Here is a 21,426-nt window from a genome sequence, read left to right as displayed (position 1 = left end):
GCGCGCGAAAGCGGGCCGACCGAATCGCCGGCCCCGGCCCCCTTGGCGCTGGCGGGCGCTACCGCACCGCCGCCCGCCGCCGCGGCCGCCAATGCCCTCGTGCGCAGGACCAAGAGCCTGAGCCTCGCGGTGGCGTCCGGCCACCGTCGGGTCAGGCCCGCCAAGGCCGCCAAGCTGCCGCCCACCAAGACGCTGAGCATCCTCAAGGAAGACGAAAAGCCCGCCGGAAAGGCCAAGGCCGCGGCCAAGCATCCCGCCGGCAAGCACCCGGCCAAGGCGGCCGCGAAGTGATGCGAGGCCGGCGTCCTCGGCCATGAGCGTCGATCACGAGCGTCTGACCCGCCGCGCGCCGCCGCCGCTCCCCGTCACGGTGCTGACCGGCTTCCTGGGCGCCGGAAAGACGACGTTGCTCAATCGCTGGGTGCGTTCGGCGGCGCTCGCCGATGCGGCCGTCATCATCAACGAGTTCGGCGACGTGGGCATCGACCACCTGCTGGTCGAGGAAGCCGACGGCACCATGATGACGCTGTCGTCGGGGTGCCTGTGCTGCTCGGTACGTGGCGACCTGATGGACATGCTGGAGGATCTGATCCGGCGGCGCGACAATGGCCGGATCGCCCCCTTCAACCGCCTGCTGATCGAGACCACCGGTCTGGCCGACCCGGCGCCGGTGCTCAACACCTTGATGGCGCATCCCTACCTGCCGCTGCGCTACCGCATCGATGCGGTCGTCACCGTGGTCGATGCCCTGCATGGCGCCGCGACCCTCGATCGGCACGCGGAAGCCCGCAGCCAGGTGGCCGTGGCCGACGTGCTGATCCTGACCAAGACCGATCTCGCGACCGATCCCGACGCCGCACAGGCGCTGCACGGCCGCTTGCGCGACCTCAATCTCGCCGCCCGTGTGCTGCCAGCCGCGGAGGCGGATGCTGACCTTGTGGTGAACAGCGGCCTCGTCGAGCTCGATCGACCCGCCGGCCCCCACCGCTGGCTTGCACCGGAAACCTACCAGACGCACGACCACGACCACGACCACGACCACGACCACGACCACGACCACGACCACGACCACCACCACGACCACAGCCATAGCCATGGCCATCATCATCACGGTATCGCATCGATCTGCCTGACCGCGACGGCGCCGCTCGATCCCGCCGCCTTCGGCATGTTCCTCGATCTCGTGCGGGGGACCCATGGGGCCAAGATCCTGCGCCTGAAAGGCATCGTGGCGTTGAGCGATGCGCCCGACACACCGCGGGTCATCCACGGCGTGCAGCACTTCATCCACCCGGCCTACCAGCTGCCGGCCTGGCCGGATGGCGACACGCGCTCCCGACTCGTGTTCATCCTCGATCATCTCGACCCGGCGGTGATCGCCAAAACCTGGGCTGCCTTCTTCGGGCCTCCGGCAGCGGATCAGCCCGATGCGGCCGGGCTGCTGGCCGGCCAATCGCAGGCGGGCGGGCTTTTCGGCTGAGCCTATCGCCAATGTCCTCGGAACGCTGGCGCCTCGGCGGCGTTAGGGCACGGGTGCAGCGTGGCGCCAGAGGTTCAGGGGAGTACGACGTCCGTGATCATGATCTTGCTGTGTTTCATCGCGCCTTGGCTTGCGATGTTTCTGCGCGGACACGTGTTCCAGGGCATCCTGTGCATCATTCTGCACATCACGTTGATTGGCTGGATTCCGGCCACCATCTGGGCGCTGGTGGTGACACGCCGCGAAGGCGCGATCTGACGTCCCTGACAGGGGTCGACATGCAAAAGGCCGCCCTCGGGCGGCCTTTTTGTTTTGCGGTTGAGACAACCACAATATCGACAACACTCGTAGCAACGAGGGGAGCCACGGCCCCCTCGGAAATTCTTCAGTGCGGGGTAGGGGCACCCGCCTGTGTCATGCGCAGCGACTTAAGCTGATCGACGCGCTCGGCCGCGATGCGGCGGGTGTCTTCGGACTTCGAGGCGGCCAGCACCTCGTTGGCATCCTGCAACTCGATTTCGAGCTTGGCCGCGTCGAATTGATCGGCCGGCATCGCGGATTCGGCCAGGATGGTCAGGCCGGTCGGGGCCACATCGGCAAAGCCGCCGCGGACGAACAGACGGGTGCGCTTGCCACCGGCCTCGCCGATGGTCACGACGCCCGGACGCAACGTCGTCATCAGCGGCGCGTGATCCTTCAGCACCGTCAATTCACCTTCGACGCCCGGCACCACCACCTCTTCGACCTCACCGGAGAAGAGCAGCTTTTCGGGGGATACGAGCTCGAAGCGGAACGGCGCGGCCATGGTGTGTCCTGACTCCTAGAAGGCGACCGCTGCTCCCTCCCGACTTATGGTCGGGATCGCTCCGGCCCTTCGGGGGTATGCTGCGGTGCTGCCGGTGTGGAAGCCCGGCGCGAGGCCGGGCAAGACGACCGTGGAACAGCCGTCGACCCGTGTTTGACGGGCGGTAATCTCCGCCCGTCCGTGGCTTACGCCTGCTGGGCGAGCTTCTGCGCCTTTTCCTGCGCCTCTTCGATGGTGCCGACCATGTAGAAGGCAGCCTCGGGCAGGTTGTCGTACTTGCCTTCGACGAGGCCTTTGAAGCCCTTGATGGTGTCGGCGAGCGACACGAGCTTGCCGGGCGAGCCGGTGAAGATCTCGGCCACGTGGAACGGCTGGCTCAGGAAGCGCTCGATCTTGCGGGCGCGGGCGACCGTGATCTTGTCCTCTTCCGACAGCTCGTCCATGCCCAGGATGGCGATGATGTCCTGCAGGCCCTTGTAGCGCTGCAGCACCTGCTGGACCTGACGGGCGATGTTGTAGTGTTCCTCACCGACGACGTTCGGCGACAACATGCGCGATGTCGAGTCGAGCGGATCGACGGCCGGGTAGATGCCCTTTTCGGCGATCGAGCGCGACAGCACGGTCGTGGCGTCAAGATGCGCGAAGGAGGTGGCGGGCGCCGGGTCGGTCAGATCGTCGGCTGGCACGTAGATGGCCTGCACCGAGGTGATCGAGCCCTTGGTGGTCGTGGTGATGCGCTCCTGCAGGGCGCCCATGTCGGTGGCGAGCGTCGGCTGGTAGCCCACCGCCGAGGGGATGCGGCCGAGCAGAGCCGACACTTCCGAGCCGGCCTGGGTGAAGCGGAAGATGTTGTCGACGAAGAACAACACGTCCTGGCCCTTGTCGCGGAAATCTTCCGCGACCGTCAGGCCCGTCAGCGCCACGCGGGCGCGGGCACCCGGGGGTTCGTTCATCTGGCCGTAAACGAGTGCGCACTTCGAGCCTTCGCCACCGCCCGCCTTGTTGACGCCGCCCTCGATCATCTCGTGGTACAGGTCGTTGCCCTCGCGGGTGCGCTCGCCCACGCCGGCGAACACCGAGTAGCCACCATGCGCCTTGGCGACGTTGTTGATCAGTTCCATGATCAGCACGGTTTTGCCGACGCCGGCGCCGCCGAAGAGGCCGATCTTGCCGCCCTTGGCGTAGGGGGCGAGGAGATCCACCACCTTGATGCCCGTCTCAAGGATCTGGGCGTCGGTCGCCTGCTCGGCATAGCTCGGAGCCGGCTGGTGAATGGCGCGGGTGGTCGAGAACTTGACCGGGCCGGCTTCGTCCACCGGCTCGCCGATGACGTTGATGATGCGTCCGAGCGTGCCTTCGCCGACCGGCACCATGATGGGAGCGCCGGTGTCGGTGACCTTCTGGCCGCGCGTCAGACCCTCCGAGATGTCCATGGCGATGCAGCGCACGGAATTCTCGCCAAGATGCTGCGCCACCTCGAGCACGAGGCGGTTGCCGTTGTTGCTCGTTTCGAGCGCGTTCAGGATCTCCGGCAGGTGATCGTCGAACTTCACGTCAACGACGGCGCCGATCACCTGCGTGACATGGCCGACGGCACGGCTGCTTTCAGCGTATGTCATAGTGCCAAAGATCCTGTTGCTGTGGGAGGCGCCAGGGCGCCAGTCTTGAAGATAGGGGAGAGCGCGGCCGAGGTCAGAGCGCTTCCGCGCCCGAAATGATCTCGATCAATTCCTTGGTGATCATCGCCTGACGCGAGCGATTGTACTTCATGGTCTGCTTCTTGATCATGTCACCCGCGTTGCGGGTGGCGTTGTCCATGGCGGACATACGCGCGCCCTGCTCGGAGGCCGCATTCTCGAGAAGCGCCCGAAAGATCTGGATCGAAATGTTCTGCGGCAGCAGCGACGCCAAGATGGTCTCCTCGTCGGGCTCGTATTCATAGACGACGCCGCTCGTCGTGGTTGAAGCCTCGACGGCCGGCAACTCGGCCGGAATGAGCTGCTGGGCCGTCGGGATCTGCGCGATCACCGAGCGGAAGCGCGAGAAGAACAAGGTGCAGATGTCGAATTCGCCATTCTCGTACATGGCGATGATGCGCTTGCCGATCGGATCGGCATGCTCGTAGGCGATGTTCTTGACGGCGCGCAGATCCACCACATCGATGATCAACGGACCGAACTGGCGACGCAGGATGTCGGCGCCCTTCTTACCGATGCAGAGGATCTTCACCGTCTTGCCCTGGCCCTGCAGGCGCACGGCATGATCGCGGGCGAGGCGCGCGATCGACGAGTTGAAGGCGCCGCAAAGGCCGCGCTCGGCGGTGGCGACGACCAGCAGGTGGACCTGGTCCTTGCCGTTGCCGCTGAGCAGCGCTGGGCCGCCCTGGCCGACGCCGGCCGCCAGATTGGCCAGCACCTTTTCCATGCGCTCGGCGAAGGGGCGCGCCGCTTCGGCCGCGCTCTGGGCACGGCGCAATTTAGCGGCCGCGACCATCTGCATGGCCTTGGTGATCTTCTGGGTCGCCTTGACCGAGGAGATCCGGTTGCGGAGGTCCTTCAACGAGGGCATGCGGTCAACCTGTCCTTAAAAGTCCCGAGCCTCAGGCGAACGACTTGGCGAAGGTCTCGACAGTCGCCTTCAGCTTGCCGGCCGTGGCGTCCGTCAGGTCCTTCGACGAGCGGATATCGTCGAGGATGGCGCTTTCCTTGGTGCGCAGGATCGACAGCAGACCGTCCTCGAAGGCGCGGACGCGGGCGACCGGCAGCGTGTCGAGGTAGCCGTTGACGCCGGCGTAGATCACGCAGACCTGTTCTTCCATCTTCAGCGGCGAGAACTGCGGCTGCTTCAGGAGCTCGGTCAGGCGCGAACCGCGGTTCAGCAGCTTCTGCGTCGTCGGGTCGAGGTCGGAGCCGAACTGCGCGAAGGCCGCCATCTCACGGTATTGCGCGAGCTCGCCCTTGATCTTGCCGGCGACCTTCTTCATCGCCTTGGTCTGGGCCGAGGAGCCGACGCGCGACACCGACAGGCCGACGTTCACGGCCGGGCGGATGCCCTGGTAGAACAGGTCGGTCTCGAGGAAGATCTGGCCGTCGGTGATCGAGATCACGTTGGTCGGGATATAGGCCGACACGTCGTTGGCCTGCGTTTCGATGACCGGCAGCGCGGTGAGCGAGCCCGACCCATTGGCTTCGTTCAGCTTGGCCGACCGCTCGAGCAGGCGCGAATGCAGGTAGAACACATCGCCCGGATAGGCTTCGCGGCCCGGCGGGCGGCGCAGCAACAGCGACATCTGGCGGTAGGCCACGGCCTGCTTCGACAGATCGTCGTAGGAGATCAGTGCGTGCATGCCGTTGTCGCGGAAGAACTCGCCCATGGCGCAGCCCGCGAAGGGAGCCAGGAACTGCATCGGGGCCGGATCCGACGCCGTGGCGGCGACCACGATGGAATATTCCAGCGCGCCATGCTCTTCGAGCACCTTCACGAACTGAGCCACGGTCGAGCGCTTCTGCCCGATCGCGACATAAACGGTGTAGAGCTTGGCGCTTTCGTCCGTGCCCTGGTTCAGGGGCTTCTGGTTCAGCATCGCGTCGAGAATGATCGCGGTCTTGCCGGTCTGGCGATCGCCGATGATCAGCTCGCGCTGGCCGCGGCCGACCGGGATCAGCGCGTCGACGGCCTTGAGGCCCGTGGCCATCGGCTCGTTGACGGACTTGCGCGGGATGATGCCGGGCGCCTTGACGTCCACGCGGGCGCGCTTGGTGGCGTTGATCGGGCCCTTGCCGTCGATCGGGTTGCCGAGCGCGTCGACCACGCGGCCGAGCAGCTCCTTGCCGACCGGCACGTCCACGATGGCGCCGGTGCGCTTGACGGTCTGGCCTTCCTTGATGTCGCGGTCGGTGCCGAAGATCACGACGCCGACGTTGTCGGTCTCGAGGTTCAGCGCCATGCCCTGGACGCCCGACTCGAACTCGACCATTTCACCGGCCTGGACGTTGTCGAGCCCGTAGATGCGGGCGATGCCGTCGCCGACCGACAGAACCTGACCCACCTCCGTGACCTCGGCCTCGGTGCCGAAATTCTGGATCTCGCGCTTGAGGATGTCGGAAATTTCAGCCGCGCGGATATCCATCAACCGACCTCTTTCATGCGGGTGCGAAGGGAATTGAGCTTCGTACGAAGCGAGGAATCGACCATTCGGCTGCCGATCTTGACCGTCATGCCGCCGAGGATCTCGGGGTCGATAAACACGTCCATGGCGACCGACTTCGAGCCGCTTATCGTGGTGAGCGCCTGCTGCAGGTCGCTCCATTGTTCGGTCGACAGCGGCTCTGCCACCGTGACGCGGGCCCGGGTCACGCCGCGGTCCCTGTCGTTCAGGGCGTTAAAATCCTTCACCATGGACTCAATGGCGAAGAGGCGGCGCTTCTGCGCCACGAGCTTCAGAAAGCGGGCCGTCAAGTCGGACACGCCAGCGCGATCCAGCACGGCGCCGAGCGCCCGCACCTGGTCCTCGACCGTGAAGGCCGGGCTGCGCACGAGGCGCTTGAGGTCGTCGCTTTCGCCGATCAGCTTGACGAAGCCGTTGAGGTCTTCGGCGACGCGATCGAGCGACGTCTGCTCCTTCGCGAGGTCGAACAAGGCCGACGCATACCGCCCCGCCATACCGGTTGCGATGGTCTCCTCGTTGGCCACGTTTCCTCGCTAGCGTTGCGACACAGGACTTGAGCGCCTTCCGACCACAACGACCGCACCCGACATCGGTCAAGGATTGGTCAAAGATCTGCTGCTGTTTAGGGCACAGCGGCGTCCGGGAAGCGTGGGGTGCGTAGCATGGGAAAGCTTGGTCGCACAAGCTTCGTGGCGCCGCTCGCGGGGCAGTTTGCACAGGGCGGCAGCAGCGAGCAGATTACGGCTGCGCCATGGTGGCATTGTGGCGGCGGCTCCGGAGCGCCGCCGAGACCCGCTTGGCCCGAAGGCGCGCCATGCGCCGCAGCCGCTCGGCCGTGATCAGAAGCCCGGTCGACCACGACGGCCGGCGTGTCGGCGTCAGTGCCAGGACGCCGTCGACCACGGTCATGCGCTCGGGCCACAGCCGGTCGATCATGCTGTGGCCGGGGACCGCACAGGAATCGGTCATCGCCACGTCGGGGTCGCGGGCCTGAGCCTCGCCGATGGCGACCGTCAGATGGGCGCCGGGCGAGAACCGGGCCCAAGCCTCGTCGAAACTCGTCTTCCAGAAGAAGGCGTTCGGGCCGGCGCGCAGCACCACACCCATGGCGATCGGCCGGCCATCGAGCGTGAGGCTATGAACGTGGCAGCGCTCCTCGGCCGTCAGGGCCGCCGCCATGGTGCGGGTGAAACGGGCGACGCGGGGGGTGACGCCGAGGGCCGTGCCGCGCCGACCTTTCCAGCCGGCCGCCTCGAACGCGAGGAACCGGTCGACATCATCGGGTTCTGCCGAAACCGTGGTCGCGACCCGGCCTTGTTCGGCCAAGCGACGGGCCTGACGACGGAACTCCTTGCCGGCCTTGCCGGGCAACGGGGGCGGCGGCTGGCGCACCACGGCCCGGCTGCGGGCGTCCAGCGCCACGAGCGTCCAGCCGGGCTGGGCCGCGATCAGTTGCAGGGTCGCGCCGTGCTGCGGCATACCGTGCAGCAGCAGGCCGGCCGGCCGCATCGGTCCGCCTGCCTGGGCCAAGAGGTCCGCCAGGGCTGTGGCGGCGTGGGCAGCATCGAGCAGCGGGAAGGCTGCCGTGGCCTGCGGGTGCAGCCAAGCCGATCGCAAGGGCACGAGGCCCTGCGGCGCCACACAGCACAGACCGATGAGGCGGGCCGGGTCGCTCGGGTCCCAGGACAGGAGGAAGCGCGGACGCCGGCGCCCCGGCAGGTGCTGGGCCGCCGGCATCGCAAAACCCGGATCGTTGAAGATGCTCGGCTCGAGCGCCCGCGCCGCGAGGTCGCGCCAGGCTGCGCCGTGGCACGCCATGGCGTCGGGCGTCAGGCCCCGCTTCGCCGCCCGGGCCCCGGCGGATGCGATCATAGGCGGATGGCGCCCGAAACGATCCTGGCATGGGTGGCGGCATCGATCGGGTCGAAGGTGCCGGTCGCGGGGTTGACGACGAAGAGCGGGTCGTCGGTGCGGGCGGGGTCGAAGCCCTCGGCCACGAGGCCCACCTTGCGCTGCTTGAACGTGCCGGTGATGTCGAGCGCCCGGGGCAGGCGGACGAAGACCGGCCGCGCATAATCCGCGAGGGCCTGGACGCAATGGCGTTGAAAGGCTGCGAAATCGAAGCCGGCCGGATCGTCGACGATCAGCGACGCCATGCCGACCTTGCCTTCGAGACCGGGCACCGGCACGCCATAAACGTTGGCTTCGCGGACACCTGGAAAGGTCGTCAGGTGTTCCGACACTTCCGAGGTGGCGACGTTCTCGCCCTTGCGGCGGAACGTGTCGCCGACCCGGTCGATGAAGAAGAAATACCCAAGCTTGTCGCGGCGCAGCAGATCGCCGGTGCGGAAATACATGTCGCCGGGCTCGAACACGTCGCGCAGGATCTTGGTTTCGGTGGCGCGGCGGTCGGCATAGCCCTCGAAGCGGTTGGCGGGTCGCTTCGGGTCGTTGACGATGAGGCCGACGAGTTCGCCCGGCTCGTCGGGTCCGCAGGCGATGCAGCGCCCCTCCGCGTCGCGCACCGGCATCTCGGCCTCGACGTCGAAGCGGATCAGCCGCATCGGGAACTTCTTCTCGGCCCAGCCCGGCACCCGGCCGACCGCGCCCGGGGTGCCGTCGAAATTGAAGATCGTCGAATTGCCTTCCGTGGCGCCATAGAACTCGACGATGCGCGGGATGCGGAAGCGGGCGCGGAACGGCTCCCACACGTCCGGCCGCAATCCGTTGCCGAAGGCGAGCCTGATCCTGTGGCGGCGCTCGTCGGGGTGGGGCGGGCTGTTCAGCAGGTAACGGCAAAGCTCGCCGATGTAGATGAACATCGTGCAGTCGTGGCGCTGGATGTCGGACCAGAATTCGCGGGCCGAAAAGCGATCGCGCAGCACGCAGGTGCCGCCCACGCTCAACATGGCGCCCGGCGCCAGCACGCCGCCGTTGGTGTGGTACATCGGCAGGCAGGAATACAGCCGGTCGCCCGCCTTGGCGCCCGACACGCCCGCAAAGGCCTGCATGGCCAGCAGCACCCGGTAATGGTTGATGTTGGCGGCCTTCGGCAAGCCGGTGGTGCCCGAGGTGTAGACGAAGACGCAGCGGTCATCGATGCTGAGCGGCGGCCGCTCGAGGTCGGCCGGGTTGGCGTCCGAAAAGGCCGCGACGGCTTCGTCGATGCGCGGCAGGCCGGCGTCGTCGCTGCCGTAGACATGCAGCGCCACGGTCGTGTCGTGACGGTCGAGCGCGTCCTGAAGGGTCGGTCGCAGGGCGGCCTCCACCACTGCCAGCCTGGCACCCACCACCTTCACCGAATGGGCCAGCGCGGCGCCGGTCTGGTTCGTGTTCAGCAGCGCCGTGGCGGCACCGATCTTGGCGAAGCCGAGCCAGACCGCGAGATAATCCGGTCGGTTGAACATCAATAGGGCCACCACGTCGCCCTTGCGGATGCCCTGCGCCCGGGCCCAACCGGCATAGCGGTTGGCCAGGGCGTTGAGGCCGCGATAGCTCAGCACCGCCCCGTCGGACACGAGAGCCGGCTTGTCGCCATGCTGTTCCGCCCATTCTTCTGCAAGATCTCGGATCGTGCGGGACGGCGTCTTGCCGATAGGCGTGACCCGCCCGAGGGTGCGCAACGCGCCGCGAAGGTAGGTCAATTCGTTCGACGCGCGACGGAAGATCGACACCGGACTCACCTGGACACCATCGGGCCACCCTTGGCGACCGCCCGGCTCCCATACACGGATTCCACAGGCGGCGTCAGCCTTCGCAATGCGTGCGGCGGGCGGAAGCGCCACGCTGTTTTGCTGCCGCTCCGTAGCGCCGGCCGTCATTGCGAGCGGAGCGAAGCAATCCAGAACCGCGACGCTTCCTGGATCGCCGCGGCAACCGCGTCGCCTCGCAATGACGGCGGATGATCGGTGTTGCGTCGCGAGACACTTGACTTCGTTGCGTTGCCTCGAAATGATCGGACATCAGACCAATTCAGGGTGGTGTTCATGGGTGTGGCCGGAAAGGGTGCTTCGCAGCTCTCGGCCTCTCTGACGCCGTTGCCGCGGATGAACCGGGTCGAGAGCGTGTCCCGGGCACTGTCGCACTACATCGGCACTGCCGCTCTGCAACCGGGCGACCGCTTGCCGGCCGAGCGTGATCTGATGAAGTCGCTCGCGGTGGGCCGCTCCACGGTGCGCGAGGTGATCCGGCAGTTCCAGGCGCTCGGCATCGTCGAGGCCCGCAAGGGAAGCGGCACCTATCTGCGTCGCGTCACTTCGGCCGACGCCATCCACGTGCCGCTGATGATCGAGGCCGCCAGCCTGCGGGATCGCCTGCTGCAGACGCTCGAGGTGCGTCGCGGCCTCGAGGTGGAGGCGAGCGCCGCGGCAGCCCGGCGCGCCACCCCAGGGCACCTGACCATCATCGAAGCCAAGCTCGACGCCATGGAGGCCGTGCACCTCGTCAAGGGCACCGCCGGGCGCGAAGACCTCGCCTTCCACCTGGCCATCTACGACGCGGCCGGCAATCCCTTGTTCCGGCAGTTGCTCGAAGGCATCCGCGAAGGCTTCGAGCGATTTTTCGACAAGCCGTTCGAGCGGCCGGATTTCGCGGCGCGCTCGTTCCCGTTCCATCGCGAACTCTTCGATGCCATTCGCAAGGGTGACGAGAAGAAGGCGCGCAAGAAGACCAAGCAGATCCTCGCCGTCGTCGAGGAAGACATCAAGGACATGGCGCGATGACGCTCGACCCCCTCGATCGCGCCCGGCGCATCGTGGCCCACGATGCCGGCGCCCAGGCCTATGACGCCGTGGTGCCGCCGATCGTGCAGACGTCGCTGTTCACCTTCCCGACCCTCGCCGACATGATCGAGACCTATGCGGGCCGCAAGGTCCGTCCGGTCTACAGCCGCGTCGGCAACCCGACCGTGCGGGTCTTTGAGGAAAAGATGGCGCTCCTCGAGGCGACCGACGATGCGATCGGGTTCCCGAGCGGTATGGCGGCCATCTCGGGCACCGTGCTGGCCTTCGTCCGGCCGGGTGACCGCATCGTCTGCGTGCGGCACGTCTACCCCGACGCCTATCGGCTGTTCGAAACGCTGTTGAAGGACTGGAACGTCGAGACCGTTTATGTCGACGGCCGCGATCTTCCTGCGGTCCACGCGGCCCTGCCGGGCGCGCGGCTGCTCTACCTCGAGAGCCCCACCAGCTGGACCATGGAGGCGCATGACGTCGGCGCGCTGGCGGCCCTGGCCAAGCGGCACGGCGCCCTGAGCCTGATCGACAATTCCTGGGCGACGCCGGTCTTCCAGCAGCCCGTGACGCTCGGGGTCGACCTCGTGGTCCACTCGGCTTCCAAATATATCGGCGGCCATAGCGACGTGGTGGCCGGGGTCGTGGCCGGCCCGCAGGCCCACATCGACCGTATCCGCGGTCGCATCGCGCCCTATCTCGGGGCCAAGTTGGCGCCGTTCGAGGCCTGGCTGCTGCTGCGCGGCCTGCGCAGCTTGCCGGAGCGACTGCGGGCCCACGAGGCGGCGGCGCTGGAGATCGCCCGGCGCCTGGCCGAGCACCCGATGGTCTCAGCCGTCCACCACCCCGGCCTCGCCGGGCCTCTGCCGCCCGGTCTTTCCGGCACCACGGGCTTGTTTTCCTTCGAGGCCCGCGCCGGCCTCGACATTCCGGCCTTTTGCGATGCCCTCCACCTGTTCAAGCTCGGCGTCAGCTGGGGCGGCCACGAGAGCCTGGTGGTGCCGGCGCTCGTCACCCGGGTGCAGGCCGCCGGGCCGAATTCGGCGCTCGATTTCGGCGTGCCGGAACGCATGATCCGCCTTCACATCGGCCTGGAGGGCGCGGAGGCGCTCTGGTCCGACCTCGCTCACGCCTTCGCCAAAGCCTCATAGGGGAGATCCGGGATGTTGAAACGCCTGCTCGTCACCACCGCCCTGTGCCTTGGGGCCGCCGCGCCCGCGATGGCCGACACCACCTTGAAGCTCGTCGAGGTCATCACCAGCCCGGAGCGCACCGAGACCCTGAAGGGGATCGTGGCCGGGTTCGAGGCCGCCAATCCCGGCACCCATGTGGAGATCACCTCGCTGCCCTGGGGTCAGGCCTTCGAGAAGTTCGCAACCATGGTGTCGGCCGGCGACACGCCCGACGTGTTGGAGATGCCCGACCGCTGGCTGGCGCTCTACGCGGGATCGAAGCGGCTCGAGAACCTCGAGCCCTACTTGGCCAAATGGGACGAGGCCAAGGGCCTGAACGACCGCGCCCTCGAGATGGGCCGTTATTACGGCCACACCGCCTATATGCTACCCTATGGCTTCTACCTGCGGGCCTTGTTCTACAACAAGGCTTTGTTCGCCCAGGCCGGCGTGGCCGAGCCGCCGAAGACCGTCGACGAATTCGTGGCCGCCGCCGCCAAGGTGTCCAAGCTGCCCGGCAAGTCGGGTTATTGCCTGCGCGGCGGCCCGGGCGGCCTCAATGGCTGGATGATGTTCGGCGCCACCATGGCGGGCTCCGATCAGTTCTTTACGCCCGACGGCACCTCGACGCTCGCCGACCCCGATTGGGTGAAGGGCTCGGCCGTGCTGGTGGACCTGTACAAGTCGGGGGCGGCCCCCAAGGACAGCGTCAACTGGGGCTTCAACGAGATCGTGTCGGGCTTTTATTCCGGCACCTGCGCGATGCTCGATCAGGACCCGGACGCGCTGATCGCCATCGCGGAACGCATGAAGCCGGAAGAGTTCGGCGTCACCACCATGCCGAAGGGCCCGAAGGGCGGCGCCTATCCGACGCTCGGCTATGCCGGCTGGTCGATGTTCAGCAATTCCAAGAACAAGGACCTCAGCTGGAAGCTGATCGCCACGCTCGACGGGCCGCAGGGCAACCTCGCCTGGAACAAGCGCACCGGCGCCCTGCCGATCTACAAGGCGGCCGAGCAGGACCCGTTCTATGCGAGCCCGCAGTTCAAGGGCTGGTTCGCTGAGCTCGGCGACAAGGACGTGCACCCGCTCGTCATGCCGACCTACCTGCCGGGCTTCGCTTATTTCGCCGATTCAATCGCCGTGAAGTCCAGCCAGCAGGCGCTGCTCGGCCAGATCACTCCCGAACAGCTCAACACCCAATGGGCGGCGGCGCTGACCAAGGACAAGAAGAAGGCAGCCAAGGAGTGAGAACCGCACCCTTTCCCTTCTCCTGCGCGAGCGGGAAACGGTGTCGCGGCGAAGCCGTGACGGGTGCGGGCCAGCGCCGGCCGCAGATCCGTCGCGGTACGGGCGCCGACCCTCGACCGACCTTGCTGCGCAAGGCTGGCTTCTCCCGCTCTCGCGGGAGAAGGGCGTCGTTGCGCGCATGACGGCCCTCGATCTCGGCGCGCCGGCCGCCCCCCGCCTGACCCTGCGCCGCTTTGCGCTGGCGGCCGAGCCCTACCTGTATTGCGCCCCGGCCCTCATCCTGATCGCCGCCATCATGCTGGTGCCGCTGGTGCTGGGCCTGTCCTACGCGTTTCGCGACCTTGTGCTGCTCGACCCCGCGTCGGGCGACTTCATCGGCTTCACCCATTTTGTCGAGGTGTGGCAGGACGACAATTTCTGGAACGCGCTGCGCAACACCCTGGTCTGGACCGTGGTCGCGGTCGGGTTGCAGTTCGGCCTCGGGCTGGTGCTGGCGTTGCTGTTGAACCAGCCGTGCCCGGGGCGCGGCATCATCCAGGCCTTGGTGTTCCTGCCCTGGGCGGTGCCGAGCTTCCTCAGCGGCCTCAACTGGGCCTGGATGTTCAACCCGGTGATCGGGCCGCTACCCTATGTGTTTCACTGGCTCGGCCTCACCGACCGGCCCGAGAATCTCCTGTCCGACCCGGCCCATGCGCTGTGGGGGCCGATCATCGCCATGGTGTGGTGGGGAATCCCCTTCTTCGCCATCACGTTGCTGGCGGCGCTGCAATCGATTCCGAAGGACATTTTCGAGGCGGCGGCGCTCGACGGCGCCGGGGCGATCGAGCGGTTTCGCTCCATCACCCTGCCATTCCTGGCCCCCACCATGGCCATCACGGTGCTGCTGCGCACCGTGTGGATCGCCAATTCGGCCGACCTCATCGTGGTGATGACCCACGGCGGCCCGGCCGATTCCACCCAGATCCTGGCCAGCTACATCTTCACGCAAGCCTTTCAGCGGCTCGATTTCGGCTATGCGTCGGCCCTCGCGGCCGTGCTGCTGGTGCTGCTGCTTGGCTACGCGATGGCGATCGTGCTTCTCCGCCAGACCCTGTTGTCGAGGTCCTGATGCGCGGTGCCGGCCATTGGACGTTCCACTATGGAATGCTGGCCCTGTTCACGGCCTTTGCGCTGTTTCCGCTGTTCTGGGCCTTCAAGGTGTCGGTGACGCCGAACGACCTGCTCTACAGCGAAGGCGTGCGCTTGTGGCCCTCCCGGGTCAGCTTCGCCCATTACGGCACCGTGTTGCGCCATTCGGACTTCCCGCTGTTCTTCCGCAACAGCGTGGTCGTTTCGACCGGCACGGCCGTGCTGTCGACGCTGTTCGCCGCCGCGGGCGGCTATGCGGTGTCGCGCTTCAGTTTCCGGGGCAAGCTGCCGATCATCGGCCTGCTGCTCGTCACCCAGATGTTCCCGCTGGTGATGATCGTGGCGCCGATCTTCCGCCTCCTGGCGCCGCTCGGCCTCACCAACAGCCTGACGGGCCTCATCATCGTTTATACGGCGTTCAACGTGCCTTTCGCGGTGTTCCTGATGGGGTCGTTCTTCGACGGCATCCCGAAGGAGCTCGAGGAGGCCGCCATGATGGACGGGGCCAGCCGTTTCCAGGCGCTGCTGCAGATCATCCTGCCCCTGACCTTGCCCGGCATCGCGGCGACGCTCGGCTTCGTGTTCACGGCCGCCTGGAGCGAATTGTTGTTCGCCTTGATGCTGAATTCGTCCACGGCGGCCAGCACCTTTCCGGTGGGGCTCCTGGCCTTCGTGTCGAAGTTCTCGGTCGATTTCGGGCAGATGATGGCGGCCGGCATCATGGCGCTGATCCCCGTCTGCATCTTCTTTTTCCTCATCCAACGCCATCTCGTGCAGGGCCTCACGGCCGGCGCCGTGAAAGGGTAGTTATGGCCGCCATCGGCATCTCGGGCATCGAGAAGAACTACGGCCCCATCCCGGTGCTGCGCGGCATCGACCTCGACATCGCGGACGGCGAGTTCGTGGTGCTGGTCGGTCCTTCGGGCTGCGGCAAGTCCACCCTGCTGCGCCTCATCGCCGGCCTAGAGGCGATCGACCGGGGCGAACTGCGCATCGCCGGCCGCCGTGTCAACGAGCTTGCCCCGAAGGACCGCGACCTCGCCATGGTGTTCCAGAGCTACGCGCTCTACCCGCACATGACGGTGGCCGACAACATGAGCTACGCGCTGCGGCTGCGCAGAACCCCGAAGGACAAGGTGGCGGCGGCGCTGGCCGCGGCCTCGGCAAAGCTCGGCCTCGAGCGGCTCACCGAGCGAAAGCCGCGGGCCCTGTCGGGCGGCCAGCGCCAGCGCGTCGCCATGGGTCGCGCCATCGTGCGCCACCCGCAGGCCTTTCTGTTCGACGAGCCGCTGTCGAACCTCGATGCCCGGCTGCGCGAGCAGATGCGCTTCGAGATCCGCAAGCTGCACCGCGATCTCGGCGCCACCTCGGTCTACGTCACCCACGACCAGATCGAGGCGATGACCATGGCGGACCGCATCGTGGCCATGAACGAGGGCGTCATCCAGCAGGTCGGCACCCCGGCCGAGCTTTACGACACCCCCGCGAACCTCTTCGTGGCCGGCTTCATCGGCTCGCCGGCCATGAACGTGCTGCAGGGCGAAGTGGTGGCGGGTGAAGGGGGCACGACCGTGCGGATCGGCGGCGCCGTGCTGGCCAGCGTGTCGCCCGGCACCCGGCCCGGGCCGGTGACGCTCGGGGTACGGCCCGAACGCATCGCTCTGACGGCGCCGGGCGACGGCGCCACCGCGACCGTGGAACTAGTCGAACCCACCGGCCTCGCCACCATCGTCCACCTCGACCTCGGCGGCCAGCCGGTGAAGACGTTCACGACCGAGCGGCTGAGCCTGAAGGCCGGCGAACCGGTCGGGCTGCGGCTCGAGGCGGGCGGGCTCAGCTTGTTCGCGCCCGAAACGGGGGAAAGGCTCGTCGCCGCGAAGGCATAGCGACCTGCCTCATTCCGGGGCGGCGAAGCCGAACCCGGAACCGGGGCGTTGCGGCGATCCGGGTGGAAGCATCCCGGTTCCGGGTTCCGCCATGCGGCCCCGGAATGAGGGTTGCAGTGATAACCAAGCCCTCTCTAAAGTCGGGTGCAGTTCCCGCCGGCTCCCATGCTGGTCAGCGCCGTCTGGGCGTCGAACACATAGCGGCCGTTGCACACCTGCACCTCGGGCGGCTGGGCGCTGCGGTCGAAATAGTCCGTGCCCTGCTTCAGGTTCTGCCAGAACGGCGCGTTAACATCGGCGCGGTGCTGGTCGAGCGCGTCGGCCGTCATGCGGAACGGCAGCGCCTGCACCTGGAAGCGGTCCTGGCCACCCGCAAAGGCCTCGTGGGCGAGGCCGAAGATCTCCTCCATCTGCTCGTTCGTCATGGCATAGCAGCCGACCGAGCGGCAGCCGCCATGCACCATCAGCGAGTCGCCGGTGCGGCCGTAGGAGCGGTCATAAGCGTTCGGATAACCGAGGTTGAAGCTGAGATATTCCCGCGAATGCGGGTTCATCTGGTTGCGGCCGATCCAATAGAAGCCTTCCGGCGCCTGGTGGTCGCCCTCGGCCTTCTTGGGCCCGAGCGCGCCCGAGAAGTGGCAGATGGCATAGCTCTTCAAGAGCCGGAAGGCGCCGGTGCGGTCCTGCTTCCACACCTCCAGCCGGCTGTCCTGCTTGATGATGCGGACGAAGATGGGCGCGCCGCGCTCCATGTTCATCGACTGCATCAGCGCCAGCGTCTCCGGATAGACGGTGCCGGTCTTTTCCGGCTCGATCTCGGCCGCGCAGCCGGCCAGGAGCCCCAGCATCGCCAGTGCCACGAGGCGCGCGCCCCAAGCCTGTCCCAGTGTCGCCATCGCCGAAAGCCTCCGCGGCCGGCTGCTTGCCGGGGAAAGGCAGGTAAAATGTGACGGGATCCTTTACCGGGGGATGAACGATGCCGCAGGAAAGCCACCCAGCGGTGGATAAGTGCCGCCCCGGACGCCTAAGACTTTCCCATGCCTCGCCCATGACCCTCGATCCACACCACCGGCTCGACGCCTGCCTGGCCGGCCATGACACCCCGCGGGTGCTGGTGGTGGTGGCGCACCCGGACGACGAAGTGCTGGGCTGTGGAGCGCTGCTCGGGCGTTTGTCCGACGGGCGGGTGATCCACGTCACCGACGGGGCGCCGCGCGATGGCGACGATGCGCGGCGGCATGGCTTCGCGTCGCCGGCCGCCTATGCGGCCGCGCGGGCCGACGAGGCCAAGGCCGCGCTGGCCATCGCCGGCCTCGGGGCCGGGCAACTGTCCTGCCTCGGCCTGCCGGACCAGGGCGTTTCGTGGCGCTTGGCCGAGGTGGCAACCCGGCTCGGCCCCGCTCTCCTGGCCTGCGACCTCGTGCTGACCCACGCCTTCGAGGGCGGCCATTGCGACCATGACGGGGTGGCCTTCGCGGTCCACGCCGCCCTGCGCCGCCTGCCCGACGCGGTGCGGCCCACGCTCGTCGAAATGCCGTTCTACCATGCGGCGGCGGACGGCTGGTGTCGCCAGGTGTTCCTGCCCCACCCCGGCGCGAGCCCCGAGCGGCTGTTGCGGCTCGATGCCGCCGCCGAGGTCCGCAAGGCTCGGATGATCGCTGCCCATGCGAGCCAAGGAGACACGCTCCGCTCGTTCGACGGCACGGTCGAGCGCTTCCGGTTGGCGCCCCCTTATGATTTCGCGGCGCGGCCGCATGCCGGCGACCTGCTTTACGAGCGGCATGGCTGGAACCTCGACTGGCCGAGCTGGGTCGCCCGGGTTGGCGCCGCCGAAGCGGCCTTGGCCCGATGAGCCTCACGATCCTCAGTGTCGGCTATCCGCTGGCGGCCGTTTCGCCCAACAGCGCCGGGGGCGCCGAGCAGATCCTGGCGGCGCTCGACCGCGCCCTGGTGGCGGCCGGCCATCGCTCGATCGTGGTGGCGCCGGCAGGTTCGCGGGTGGCCGGGCACCTGCACGCCATCGCGCCCGTGCCGGACGGTATCGACCCGGCCGCGCAGCGCCGCGCCCAGGACGAGACCGCCACGGCCATCGCGGCCGTCCGGGCTCGCGAAGCCGTCGACCTGATCCACCTGCACGGCATCGACTTCCCGGCCTATCATCCGGCGCCCGGCGTGCCGGTGCTGGCCACCCTGCACCTGCCGCCCGACTGGTACCCGGCCGAGGCGCTGCGGGGTGACAGCCCCGACACCTGGCTGCATTGCGTGTCCGAGGCCCAGCACGCCACCTGTCCGCCGTCACCGCGGCTGCTGCCGCCACTCCCCAACGGCGTGCCGCTTGAGCGCCTCACGGCCCGCCATGCCAAGCGAAATTTCGCTTTGTTCCTTGGCCGCATCTGTCCCGAAAAGGGCGTCCACCTGGCGATCGCGGCCGCCCGCGCCGCCGGTGTCCCGTTGCTCATCGCCGGGCAGGTTTATCCGTATCCCGATCACCAGCGCTATTTCGACGAGGCCGTGCGTCCGGCGCTTGGACCCGGGTGCCGCTTCCTCGGCCCGGTCGGCTTCGCGCGCAAGCGGCGGTTGCTCAGCGCGGCGCGCTGCCTGCTGGTGCCCTCCTTGGCGGCCGAAACCTCCTCGCTGGTGGCCCGCGAGGCCGCGGCCTGCGGCACGGCCGTGATCGCCTTCCCGAATGGCGCCATGACCGAAACGGTGGAGCACGGTCGTACTGGATTTATCGTCGATGACGTGGCCGGCATGGCGGCAGAAATCGGAAACGCCGGACGGATCGCGCCCGAAGCCTGCCGCGCCGTCGCGGCCGCACGCTTTTCCGAGGCCGTCATGGTTGATCGATACCTCGCGCTTTACAGCCAGCTTTCGGGACGCGCATGAGGGTCGAAACGCTCACCACGCTCGATGACCTCGTCCGGCTGGAACCGGCCTGGGCGGCCTTGTTCGGGCGCGTGCCCGCCGCGGCGCCCTTCGCCTCGCCGGCCTGGCTGATCCCCTGGTGGCGGATCTTTGCGCCCGGCCGTCTCGCCACCCTGGCGGTGTGGGAGGGCGACGCCCTCGTGGCCCTGGCGCCGCTTTATGTCGAGACGGGCCCCGCGCTGCGCCGCCTGCTGCCGCTCGGCATCGGCCTCAGCGACCACATGGACGTGCTGATCGACCCCGCCCATGCGGCCGCCGCGGGCCAACGGCTGGCCGAGGCGATCGGGGCGACGCGCCGCGACTGGGAATGCTGGTCGGCCGAGGAGGCCGCGCCCGGGGCCGCCGTGCTGGGCCTGCCGGAGCCGTACGGCTGCGCCTCGACCTGGGCCGACCACAGCGCCTCGCCGGTGCTGGACCTGCCAGGATCCGGCGACACGCTCGACGCCGTCATCCCGCCCCGCAAGCGCCGCAAATGGCGCATGGCCCTCAACCGCGTCGGGCGGCGCGACTGGCGCATCGCGGCGACCACGCCCGAGACGCTCACGGAGGACCTCGGCCACCTGTTCCGCCTGCATGGGGCCCGCTGGGAAAGCCGCGGCGAGGCCGGCGTGCTGGCCGATGCGCGCGTGCAGGCCTTCCACGCCGCCGCCGCGCCCGGCCTGCTGGACGCAGGGCTACTGCGGCTCTGGACCCTGCGGATCGACGGCACGGTGGCGGGTGCCTATTACGGCTTCGCGCGCCCCGGGGCCGCCTATGCCTATCTGGGCGGCTTCGACCCCGCTTTTGCGTTCGAGAGCCCGGGCACGTTGCTGGTGGGCCACGCCATCGAATCCGCCTGGCAGGACGGGGCCGCCGCGTTCCAGTTCCTGCGCGGCCAGGAGGCTTACAAATACGAATGGGGCGCCGTCGATCGCTGGACGCGCCGCCGCTCCGTGGTGCCGCTATGACGGCGCTCGATGAGGCGCTCGCGGCCGCCGCCACCGGAACGGCGCCCGACACGGTGGCGCTGATGCGCATCCTGATGGAGGCCACCACCGAGGCTGCGGCCCGCGACGGGCTCGCGGCCATGCAGGCGGCCCATGCGGGTGACGCCGAAGCGGCCGCGGCCCTTGGACGCGTGGCGGCGCTCTGGGCCGCCACGCCCGGGGCCTGGGATGCCGTGCGCAACACCGTGGCCAGGATCGCCCATCGTCCGCCCGGCGACGGCCCGGATGCCGTGCTGACCTATTGGGCCGCGAGCTTCGATCGGCTGGTGGCGGCGCAGCCGGAAGCCAGCGTGGCGCTCTACAGTCTCGGCAGCCCCGCCGTGCTGGCCGCCGCCACGGACGAGATCGTGGCCCTGATGGACCGTTGGGGCCTGCTGGCACCTGCCGGCCACGTGCTCGACCTCGGCTGCGGCATCGGCCGCTTCCTGCAGGCCCTGGCGCCGCGCGTCGCCCACGTGACCGGCCTCGACATCTCGGCCGGCATGGTGGCCGAGGCGCGCCGCCGCTGCGCCGGCCTCGGCAAGGTGACAGTGCGGCAGGGCAGCGGCCGCGACCTCGCCGGAGTGGCGGACGACAGCCTCGATCTCGTGCTGGCGGCCGACGTGTTTCCTTATCTGGTGGAAGCCGGCGGCGGCCTCGCCGAGGCTCATGTGGCCGAGGCCGCGCGGGTGCTGGGGCCGGGAGGGTCGCTGTTGATCCTCAACTACAGCTACCGGGGCGATGCTGCGGCCGATCGCGCCGCCGTCATGGCCTCGGCCGTCGCCCATGGGTTCGCGGTGGAACGCGCCGGCACCCGCGACTTCGCGCTATGGGATGGCGCGGCCTTCCTGCTGCGGCGCTTTCCCGCACGCTGATCGGCCAGGAACTCCGCCATCCGACTCTCGTTAGCGACTCG

Annotated in this window: 20 protein-coding genes and 1 pseudogene; 13 read left to right on the top strand and 8 right to left on the bottom strand. The window is 68.2% G+C overall.

Annotated elements, in window-relative coordinates; genetic code table 11:
- The 3 genes and pseudogenes from P7D22_RS12825 to P7D22_RS12815 all read left to right on the top strand — a co-directional run.
- Positions 1 to 291, top strand: a pseudogene (locus tag P7D22_RS12825) (hypothetical protein); the annotation flags it as partial.
- A gap of 22 nt (positions 292 to 313) precedes the next feature.
- Entirely contained in the window at positions 314 to 1,480 is a 1,167-nt protein-coding gene (locus P7D22_RS12820; RefSeq protein WP_319934635.1) for a CobW family GTP-binding protein, read from the top strand.
- A gap of 99 nt (positions 1,481 to 1,579) precedes the next feature.
- On the top strand, positions 1,580 to 1,738 hold the full coding sequence (locus P7D22_RS12815) for a YqaE/Pmp3 family membrane protein (protein ID WP_319934636.1): 159 nt from the start codon (positions 1,580 to 1,582) through the stop codon (positions 1,736 to 1,738).
- Between the two features lie 127 nt (positions 1,739 to 1,865).
- On the opposite strand, the gene P7D22_RS12810 is transcribed toward P7D22_RS12815, so the two are convergent.
- The 7 genes from P7D22_RS12810 to P7D22_RS12780 all read right to left on the bottom strand — a co-directional run bounded on the left by P7D22_RS12810 (position 1,866) and on the right by P7D22_RS12780 (position 10,127).
- The gene (locus tag P7D22_RS12810; protein ID WP_319934634.1) at positions 1,866 to 2,285 is read right to left on the bottom strand and encodes a F0F1 ATP synthase subunit epsilon; all 420 of its coding nucleotides are present in this window, start codon (positions 2,283 to 2,285) and stop codon (positions 1,866 to 1,868) included.
- 185 nt (positions 2,286 to 2,470) lie between these two features.
- The gene (gene atpD, locus P7D22_RS12805) at positions 2,471 to 3,904 is read right to left on the bottom strand and encodes a F0F1 ATP synthase subunit beta (RefSeq protein ID WP_319934633.1); all 1,434 of its coding nucleotides are present in this window, start codon (positions 3,902 to 3,904) and stop codon (positions 2,471 to 2,473) included.
- 73 nt (positions 3,905 to 3,977) lie between these two features.
- Positions 3,978 to 4,853, bottom strand: coding sequence for a F0F1 ATP synthase subunit gamma (locus P7D22_RS12800; protein WP_319934632.1), 876 nt, complete (start codon positions 4,851 to 4,853; stop codon positions 3,978 to 3,980).
- Positions 4,854 to 4,884: 31 nt separating this feature from the next.
- Positions 4,885 to 6,414, bottom strand: coding sequence for a F0F1 ATP synthase subunit alpha (gene atpA, locus P7D22_RS12795; protein WP_319934631.1), 1,530 nt, complete (start codon positions 6,412 to 6,414; stop codon positions 4,885 to 4,887).
- The gene (locus P7D22_RS12790) at positions 6,414 to 6,977 is read right to left on the bottom strand and encodes a F0F1 ATP synthase subunit delta (protein ID WP_319934630.1); all 564 of its coding nucleotides are present in this window, start codon (positions 6,975 to 6,977) and stop codon (positions 6,414 to 6,416) included. The genes atpA and P7D22_RS12790 overlap by 1 nt, the downstream gene beginning before the upstream one ends.
- A gap of 214 nt (positions 6,978 to 7,191) precedes the next feature.
- Entirely contained in the window at positions 7,192 to 8,325 is a 1,134-nt protein-coding gene (locus tag P7D22_RS12785; protein ID WP_319934629.1) for a GNAT family N-acetyltransferase, read from the bottom strand.
- Positions 8,322 to 10,127: a long-chain-acyl-CoA synthetase gene (locus P7D22_RS12780; RefSeq protein ID WP_319934628.1), complete on the bottom strand. Its 1,806-nt coding sequence runs from the start codon at positions 10,125 to 10,127 to the stop codon at positions 8,322 to 8,324. The genes P7D22_RS12785 and P7D22_RS12780 overlap by 4 nt, the downstream gene beginning before the upstream one ends.
- Before the next feature lie 312 nt (positions 10,128 to 10,439).
- Here P7D22_RS12780 and P7D22_RS12775 point away from each other — a divergent pair, with 312 nt between their 5' ends.
- The 6 genes from P7D22_RS12775 to P7D22_RS12750 all read left to right on the top strand — a co-directional run bounded on the left by P7D22_RS12775 (position 10,440) and on the right by P7D22_RS12750 (position 16,620).
- The gene (locus tag P7D22_RS12775; protein ID WP_319934627.1) at positions 10,440 to 11,174 is read left to right on the top strand and encodes a FadR/GntR family transcriptional regulator; all 735 of its coding nucleotides are present in this window, start codon (positions 10,440 to 10,442) and stop codon (positions 11,172 to 11,174) included.
- Complete coding sequence (locus P7D22_RS12770; RefSeq protein WP_319934626.1) at positions 11,171 to 12,334, top strand: aminotransferase class I/II-fold pyridoxal phosphate-dependent enzyme; 1,164 nt, start codon at positions 11,171 to 11,173, stop codon at positions 12,332 to 12,334. Before P7D22_RS12775 ends, P7D22_RS12770 begins: the two co-directional genes overlap by 4 nt.
- Before the next feature lie 15 nt (positions 12,335 to 12,349).
- Positions 12,350 to 13,606: an ABC transporter substrate-binding protein gene (locus tag P7D22_RS12765; protein ID WP_442916080.1), complete on the top strand. Its 1,257-nt coding sequence runs from the start codon at positions 12,350 to 12,352 to the stop codon at positions 13,604 to 13,606.
- A gap of 178 nt (positions 13,607 to 13,784) precedes the next feature.
- Positions 13,785 to 14,714 carry a carbohydrate ABC transporter permease gene (locus P7D22_RS12760; protein WP_319934624.1) on the top strand — a complete coding sequence of 310 codons (930 nt, stop codon included), beginning with the start codon at positions 13,785 to 13,787 and terminating at the stop codon, positions 14,712 to 14,714.
- Positions 14,714 to 15,541, top strand: a complete 828-nt coding sequence (locus P7D22_RS12755; RefSeq protein WP_319934623.1) for a carbohydrate ABC transporter permease — start codon at positions 14,714 to 14,716, stop codon at positions 15,539 to 15,541. Before P7D22_RS12760 ends, P7D22_RS12755 begins: the two co-directional genes overlap by 1 nt.
- Before the next feature lie 2 nt (positions 15,542 to 15,543).
- The gene (locus tag P7D22_RS12750) at positions 15,544 to 16,620 is read left to right on the top strand and encodes an ABC transporter ATP-binding protein (RefSeq protein ID WP_319934622.1); all 1,077 of its coding nucleotides are present in this window, start codon (positions 15,544 to 15,546) and stop codon (positions 16,618 to 16,620) included.
- Positions 16,621 to 16,754: 134 nt separating this feature from the next.
- Here P7D22_RS12750 and P7D22_RS12745 read toward each other — a convergent pair whose 3' ends face one another.
- Complete coding sequence (locus P7D22_RS12745) at positions 16,755 to 17,516, bottom strand: murein L,D-transpeptidase family protein (RefSeq protein ID WP_319934621.1); 762 nt, start codon at positions 17,514 to 17,516, stop codon at positions 16,755 to 16,757.
- Between the two features lie 152 nt (positions 17,517 to 17,668).
- Between P7D22_RS12745 and P7D22_RS12740 the strand changes: the two genes are divergently transcribed.
- From P7D22_RS12740 to P7D22_RS12725, 4 genes are read left to right on the top strand one after another with little or no spacing between them, the layout of a single operon-like run.
- Complete coding sequence (locus P7D22_RS12740) at positions 17,669 to 18,472, top strand: PIG-L deacetylase family protein (RefSeq protein WP_319934620.1); 804 nt, start codon at positions 17,669 to 17,671, stop codon at positions 18,470 to 18,472.
- Positions 18,469 to 19,506 carry a glycosyltransferase gene (locus P7D22_RS12735; protein ID WP_319934619.1) on the top strand — a complete coding sequence of 346 codons (1,038 nt, stop codon included), beginning with the start codon at positions 18,469 to 18,471 and terminating at the stop codon, positions 19,504 to 19,506. Before P7D22_RS12740 ends, P7D22_RS12735 begins: the two co-directional genes overlap by 4 nt.
- The gene (locus P7D22_RS12730; protein ID WP_319934618.1) at positions 19,503 to 20,492 is read left to right on the top strand and encodes a GNAT family N-acetyltransferase; all 990 of its coding nucleotides are present in this window, start codon (positions 19,503 to 19,505) and stop codon (positions 20,490 to 20,492) included. Before P7D22_RS12735 ends, P7D22_RS12730 begins: the two co-directional genes overlap by 4 nt.
- On the top strand, positions 20,489 to 21,385 hold the full coding sequence (locus P7D22_RS12725) for a class I SAM-dependent methyltransferase (RefSeq protein ID WP_319934617.1): 897 nt from the start codon (positions 20,489 to 20,491) through the stop codon (positions 21,383 to 21,385). Before P7D22_RS12730 ends, P7D22_RS12725 begins: the two co-directional genes overlap by 4 nt.
- Positions 21,386 to 21,426: the final 41 nt, after the last annotated feature.

Origin of the sequence: Lichenihabitans sp. Uapishka_5, from assembly GCF_033947565.1 — a bacterium.
Classification (GTDB): Bacteria; Pseudomonadota; Alphaproteobacteria; order Rhizobiales; family Beijerinckiaceae; genus Lichenihabitans.
This window is presented reverse-complemented; position numbering and strand designations above follow the sequence as displayed.